Here is a 3,573-nt window from a genome sequence, read left to right as displayed (position 1 = left end):
GCCAGTGGCCTCGCGCTCTCCAGCCAGTCTGCCCCGACGGGCAAGAGCGCCGCGGCGGTCACGCAGCCCTCGAGCCACACCGCGCACGCCCCGCTCACGTCCCAGCCGGCCACGCCCGCCAGCGCGGCACCCGCGCCCTCCGCTACGGCGCCCGCCCCGGCGCAGCCCGCCGTCACTGCATTGCACATCGCCAGCGCCGCGGGATTCGGTCCCGGCGGTCTCGCCGACGGCGACAACTCGCGGGTCGCGTCGAACGCGATCACCCGGGGTGCCCAGGCGCCGTGGCAGAGCCAGTGGTACGCGACGGCCCAATTCGGCAACCTCAAGCAGGGCACCGGCCTGCTCCTCGACCTGGGCCGGACGGCCACGATCACCAGTGTCCGGATCGATCTCGCCAGCTACCAGGGCGCGAACCTGCAACTGCGGGTCGGCGACACGGACGGCGCCCTGTCCAGCCTTCGGGTCGCGGCGGCGGCCGACGACGTGGGCGGCACGGTCCGGCTGCACCTGCGGTCACCGCAACAGGCCAGGTACGTGCTGATCTGGTTCACCCTGCTGCCGCCGAACGGCGCCGGACAGTACCAGGCGAGCGTCTACCACGTCGTCGTGAACGGGCGTCCCTGACTGTGGGCGGGATGATCACCGCCCGGCGCCGGGCCGGCCTGGCCGCGGCGCTGGGGGTGGTGGCTCTCGCCGTCCTCGGCTACGCCGCGTTCGAGTTCAGCGGCCAGGTCACCGCCCCGCGCGCGGCGAGCTCGCCTGTCAGCCATCAGCAGGCGGCCGCGAAACCGCCGGGGCCGAATACCACGCAGCCCCTCGCCACCCCCGCGCCCGTCGCCACCACCGCCGTCACCGCGACGCCTAAGGCGACCGTCACGCCGCGGGCGCAGACGCTCGTGCCGGTCAGCGCCATGGCGTTCGGCCCGCAGGGCACGGCCGACGGCGACAACCCGCAGATCGCCGCCCGGGTGCTCACCGACCCGGCGATGGGCTGGGTGAGTCAGTGGTACGCCACGCCCAGCTTCGGCGACCTCAAGCAGGGCACCGGCCTGCTCCTCGACCTGGGCCGGACGGTCACCGTCACCACCGTCACGCTCAACCTCGGGAGCCCGCCGGGCACGGCGCTGGAGCTGCGGCTCGGCGCGGCGCCGGACCTCACCGCCCTGCCCGTGGTCACGACCGCCACGGCCACCCGCGACCAGCTGAGCCTGCCGCTGGCCAGCCCGGCCAAGGCGCGCTACGTGCTGCTGTGGTTCACCAGGCTGCCGCCCGACGACGCGGGCACCTACCAGCTGTTCGTGCATCAGGTCGCGATCCAGGGCCACCCTTAGCGAACCCGGTTACGCTAAGCCCGTGCAGACAGAAACCCCGCTGGTCGGCGTCGTGATGGGCAGCGACTCGGACTGGCCGGTAATGCGGGCCGCGGCCGAGGCGCTCGACGAGTTCGGCGTGCCGAACGAGGCGGACGTCGTCTCGGCGCACCGGATGCCCAGGGAGATGATCGCCTACGGCGAGCGCGCCGAAGAGCGCGGGCTCCGCGTCATCATCGCCGGCGCCGGCGGCGCCGCGCACCTGCCGGGGATGCTCGCGTCGGTGACGCCGCTGCCTGTCATCGGCGTGCCGGTGCCGCTGAAGTACCTCGACGGCATGGATTCGCTGCTTTCGATTGTGCAAATGCCGGCGGGCATTCCGGTGGCGACGGTGGCGGTCGGCGGGGCGCGTAACGCAGGCTTGCTCGCGGTGCGCATCCTGGCCGCGGCGGACCCGTCGCTGCGCCGCAAAATGACCGAATTCCAGGCGAGTCTCACGGCACAGGCCCGCGCGAAAGGCGCGGCTCTGCGCTCCATGCGGTAGCCAGTTATCCAGAACGGACCCGGCCGCCTCACCAGCGTCCCATTACTCTCAGCATGTTCGTGCGCCCCTCCTGCCTCCCTGTTTTGACAGGGTTAGATATCGTGTTGAAGCGCGGTAGCTGCTCGCGGGAGTTTTATCTGTGAGGCGTTAGGGCATTCTGAGAGCAGCACCGCCAATCGAAACAGGAACGGTCGCATGTGGCCGGTGGGGAGACCGGGCACATTGCGCTAATACGTCATGGGGGAGACATGAGCTTTTCTGTCACTAGGAAGCGTCCATTCCGCTCGCTGGGTTTGTACCGCAGCAGTGGCAAGCACGCCGCGCCGCGCGGCGGAATACAGTGGCCGCCGCGTCCGGCTGCGGGAGCGGAGGTGCACCGCCCGGCCCACGCGGCGTCGGTGCCGAGCCCGCGCGAGCCCGTTCAGAACCCCGTCCAGGAGCCCGTCCAGGAGAAGGCCGCCGACCCGGATGCGGCCGCCGGCAAGCAAGAGGTGGCCTGAAGCGGCCAGCCGGCGCGCAGCGCCCGTTCGGTGACCTGGCGCAGGGCACCGTTACGATCTGGGCATGAGCACGTTTGACCTGTCTGAAGAACACCAGGCGCTGCGGGAAGCCGTCCGCGCCCTCGCCGACGACAAGATCGCACCGCGGGCGGCCGAGATCGACCGGACCGCGGAGTTCCCCTGGGACGTGTACGAGGCGCTGGTCAAGGCCGACTTCCACGCGCTGCACATCCCCGAGGAGTACGGCGGCGCGGGCGGCGACGCCCTGGCCACGGCGATCGTCATCGAGGAGGTCGCCAGGGCCTGCGCCACCTCGTCGCTGATTCCCGCGGTGAACAAGCTCGGCACGATGCCGCTGCTGATCGGGGCGTCGGATGAGGTCAAGCGGCACTATCTGCCGCCGGTGGCGCGCGGCGAGGGAATGTTCTCCTACGCCCTGTCCGAGCCGGAGGCCGGCTCGGACGCGGCCGCCATGCGCACCAGGGCGGCGCGGACGGGGGACGGCTACGTGCTCAACGGCGTGAAGCGGTGGATCACCAACGCCGGGGTGTCGAAGTTCTACACCGTGATGGCGGTGACCGATCCGGAGGCCGGGCCGAACGGGATCTCGGCGTTCGTGGTGGAGGACGGGGACGCGGGCTTCTCGTTCGGCGCGCCGGAACACAAGCTGGGCATCAAGGGGTCCCCGACGCGCGAGCTGTACTTCGACAACTGCGAGATCCCCGCCTCCCGGCTGGTCGGCGACGAGGGCCAGGGCTTCAAGATCGCGCTGCGCACCCTGGACCACACGCGGATCACGATCGCGGCGCAGGCGCTGGGCATCGCACAGGGCGCGCTCGATTACGCGGTCGGCTACGTGAAGGAACGCCGGCAGTTCGGCCACGCGGTCGCCGACTTCCAGGGCGTGCAGTTCATGCTCGCCGACATGGCCATGAACCTGGCGGCGGCGCGGCAGCTCACCTACGCGGCGGCCGCCAAGTCGGAACTGGCGATGGCGGGAAAGAAGGTCGAGGACCTGACGTTCTTTTCCTCGGCCGCCAAGTGCCTGGCCTCGGACGTGGCGATGTCGGTCACGACGGACGCCGTGCAGCTGCTCGGCGGCTACGGCTACGTCAGCGACTACCCGGTCGAGCGGATGATGCGGGACGCGAAGATCACCCAGATCTACGAGGGCACCAACCAGATCCAGCGCATGGTGATGGCCCGCCAGCTGCTCAAG

General features: G+C 70.9%; 4 protein-coding genes and 1 pseudogene. All 5 read left to right on the top strand.

Annotated features, from left to right (window positions below):
• A pseudogene (locus WA805_RS29385) lies at nucleotides 1-624 on the top strand (hypothetical protein); the annotation flags it as partial.
• Between the two features lie 11 nt (nucleotides 625-635).
• Nucleotides 636-1,331: a hypothetical protein gene (locus tag WA805_RS29380; protein WP_425243947.1), complete on the top strand. Its 696-nt coding sequence runs from the start codon at nucleotides 636-638 to the stop codon at nucleotides 1,329-1,331.
• Between the two features lie 55 nt (nucleotides 1,332-1,386).
• Nucleotides 1,387-1,854 carry a 5-(carboxyamino)imidazole ribonucleotide mutase gene (purE, locus tag WA805_RS29375; RefSeq protein WP_422282109.1) on the top strand — a complete coding sequence of 156 codons (468 nt, stop codon included), beginning with the start codon at nucleotides 1,387-1,389 and terminating at the stop codon, nucleotides 1,852-1,854.
• 371 nt (nucleotides 1,855-2,225) lie between these two features.
• Nucleotides 2,226-2,354, top strand: a complete 129-nt coding sequence (locus tag WA805_RS29370; protein WP_422289607.1) for a hypothetical protein — start codon at nucleotides 2,226-2,228, stop codon at nucleotides 2,352-2,354.
• A gap of 64 nt (nucleotides 2,355-2,418) precedes the next feature.
• Nucleotides 2,419-3,573: acyl-CoA dehydrogenase family protein (locus WA805_RS29365; protein ID WP_425238994.1), on the top strand; the 1,155-nt coding region annotated here is incomplete at its 3' end.

Source organism: Trebonia sp. (assembly GCF_049794275.1).
GTDB lineage: Bacteria > Actinomycetota > Actinomycetes > Streptosporangiales > Streptosporangiaceae > Trebonia.
Note: the sequence above shows the minus strand (reverse complement) of the source record. Positions and strands in the feature narration are given on the sequence as shown.